This is a genomic window from bacterium, from assembly GCA_040755795.1.
Classification (GTDB): Bacteria; UBA9089; CG2-30-40-21; order CG2-30-40-21; family SBAY01; genus JBFLXS01.
In genome coordinates, this window is sequence record JBFLXS010000506.1 from 1 (window position 1) to 2583 (window position 2583).

Annotated in this window: 3 protein-coding genes and 1 pseudogene; all 4 read right to left on the reverse strand. The window is 37.4% G+C overall.

Annotated elements, in window-relative coordinates; genetic code table 11:
* Positions 1 to 18 precede the first annotated feature (18 nt).
* The 4 genes and pseudogenes from AB1414_18995 to AB1414_19010 all read right to left on the reverse strand — a co-directional run bounded on the left by AB1414_18995 (position 19) and on the right by AB1414_19010 (position 2178).
* Positions 19 to 198, reverse strand: a pseudogene (locus AB1414_18995) (four helix bundle protein).
* An 88-nt stretch (positions 199 to 286) separates the two neighbouring features.
* A complete protein-coding gene (gene dapA, locus AB1414_19000; GenBank protein ID MEW6609500.1) occupies positions 287 to 1162 on the reverse strand; it encodes a 4-hydroxy-tetrahydrodipicolinate synthase in 876 nt (291 codons plus the stop codon).
* A gap of 94 nt (positions 1163 to 1256) precedes the next feature.
* Positions 1257 to 1853, reverse strand: coding sequence for a recombination mediator RecR (gene recR / locus AB1414_19005; protein MEW6609501.1), 597 nt, complete (start codon positions 1851 to 1853; stop codon positions 1257 to 1259).
* Positions 1854 to 1857: 4 nt separating this feature from the next.
* Complete coding sequence (locus AB1414_19010; protein MEW6609502.1) at positions 1858 to 2178, reverse strand: YbaB/EbfC family nucleoid-associated protein; 321 nt, start codon at positions 2176 to 2178, stop codon at positions 1858 to 1860.
* Positions 2179 to 2583: the final 405 nt, after the last annotated feature.

Genomic DNA, 2583 nt, shown 5'->3' on the forward strand with positions numbered 1-2583 from the left:
GGAAGAGGGGAAAATACTTCATACTATTTTACTCTTAATTGATTTGATTAAACCTATAAGCATCCTACTCACTTCTTCAGATATATCCCAAATGGATTGAAAATCTGGCAGATAATTAAGATCTTTAAATAGAATTAGATAATACCTTAGTCCTTCAAGAGATCCTTGGCTTATATTATAGGCATTTAACTTATTCTTTCCCTTTCCTACTTCCCTACTCTCCTACTTTCCTACAGGGTGAATAGTTACCTTTTTGCTGAATAGTTACTAATCGTTCAACTATCTGCTAAACGCCTATCTCAGAGGTAACTAAAGTTTGCCGTAGTTTTTCTCGATTAGTTTCTTGTAATGGGACTAAAGGTAGTCTTACCTCTGGCAAAATTTTACCCATTATTCCTAATGCCTCTTTTACAGGCACCGGACTTGTCTCAATAAAACAAGCCTCACATAAAGGAAATATCTTATAATGTAATCTTTTCGCCTCATCAAAGTTGCCTTTGTTAAACTCTTTAATTAAATTTGCCATATCTTTTGGGACAATGTTTGCGACGACTGAGATAACGCCTACTCCACCAATAGATAATGTTGGTAGTAGTGTAAAATCATCACCAGAGATTAAGGCAAAATCTGGACGGCAAAGCTCAACAATTTTAGTTTGTTGTTTTAAATCTGCCGATGCCTCTTTAATTCCAACAATATTATTGATTTTAGATAGTTTTGCCACGGTTTCAGGCAGTAAATTTACGCCGGTTCTACCTGGAACATTATAAAGAATAAGTGGAATATCAACCTCTCTAACAATGGTGACGTAGTGTTCATATAGTCCGGCTTGTGTTGGTTTGTTGTAGTAAGGTGTTACGGCTAAGATAGCGTCAGCACCTACCTTTTTCGCATGATGAGCTAAATCAACTGATTCCCGCGTGCAATTTGACCCTGCCCCGGCAATCACCGTAATTCGTTTATTTACTGCGTTGACAACCAGAGTTACGACCTCTTTGTGTTCATCATGGGACAAAGTCGCTGATTCACCGGTAGTCCCACACGGTACTATCCCATCCGTCCCTTCTTGAATATGAAACTCAACTAATTCCAACAACCTTTCCTTATCTACCTGACCATCTTTAAATGGTGTTACCAGAGCAACAATTGAACCTTTAAACATTTTAAATACCTCCTATTTTCTGGTAATTGGTAACTGGTGAATGGTAATTAGTGACCAATTACCTCCTTTTAATTTCGTGAAACCCTATAATTTTCTATAGTTGTGTCCTTCCTTCCAGCGCCTTAGCTAATGTGACCTCATCGGCATATTCCAGATCTCCACCAACAGGTATGCCATAGGCTATGCGAGTTAATTTTATTCCCAGCGGCTTGATTAATTTAGTCAGATAAAGTGCAGTTACTTCACCTTCTACATTTGGATTGGTTGCGATAATTATTTCCTCTAATGGATTACTCTCAATCCTTTTGACTAATTCTTTTATCCGTAGATGTTGGGGACTAATACCATCCAGGGGTGAAATAGCCCCGCCTAAGACATGGTAAATTCCTTTATATTCCCTTGTCTTTTCCATCGCCATTATATCTTGAGCCTGTTCTACCACACAAATTATTTTTTTATCCCTTTTAATGTCCTGACAAATATCACAAGGGTCTTGTTCTGTGATGTTATAGCAAATCGAGCAATTTTTAACCTTCTCTTTTACCTCAAGGATTGCTCTGGCTAATCTTTTTGTTTCTTCGAGTGATGTTTTCAAGATATAAAATGCTAATCGGGAGGCAGTTTTTGGCCCAATTGTAGGTAATTTAGATAATTCTTCTATTAATCTGGTCATAGAAGGGGTTAAATACATTTTTTCAAACCAACCCTTTTAATAATCCAAAGATGTTCATCCCACCAGTCGTTTTCATCATTTGTTCTACGGCTAAGTCTTGTGCCTTTGAAAGTGCCTCATTTACCCCGGCACAGACTAAATCCTCTAACATCTGCTTTTCTTGAGGATTAATTATGGCTTTTTCTATGGTAATACTGATGATTTCTTTTTGTCCATTAGCCGTAACTTGAACCATCCCACCACCAACACTGGCGGTGACTTTTTTAGAAGCCAGTTCTTTTTGAACCTTTTTAAATTGTGTTCCCATCTCTTGAACTTGTTTAAGAATGTTTTGAAACTCCATTTTTTAACTTATTCCTCCTTTTCTTTGGTAACTGGTAACTGGTGAATGGTAATTAGTTACCAATTATCCTTGTAATGGGTCAGTGAAATGGGGGATTCTCCTGAAAGTAGGAAGTAGGAGAGTAGGAAAGTAGGAAAGGGGGAGACATTACTCCCCGAAGAAGAATACCGTGCACATCCTTTATCCCTTTCCTACTTACCTACTACCTACTTGCCTACTATTTTCATTGCTTTGTCCTCCGCAGGTTAATGTTCATTTCCCCAAATAACTGACGTATTACTCGATATTCAAGTTTTTTTTAAGATTAAGTGGTTTATCCTTTTTTAACCGCAAAGAACGCAAAGAAATTAACCGCAAAGAACGCAAAGATTATAGTGCTCTGTTAAGATTGAATTTGCATGTTAC

Coding starts and splice junctions, on each gene's coding strand:
- AB1414_19010 (MEW6609502.1), bottom strand. CDS start 2,178: ATGGAGTTTCAAAACATTCTTAAACAAGTTCAAGAGATGGGAACACAA.
- recR (MEW6609501.1), bottom strand. CDS start 1,853: ATGTATTTAACCCCTTCTATGACCAGATTAATAGAAGAATTATCTAAA.
- dapA (MEW6609500.1), bottom strand. CDS start 1,162: ATGTTTAAAGGTTCAATTGTTGCTCTGGTAACACCATTTAAAGATGGT.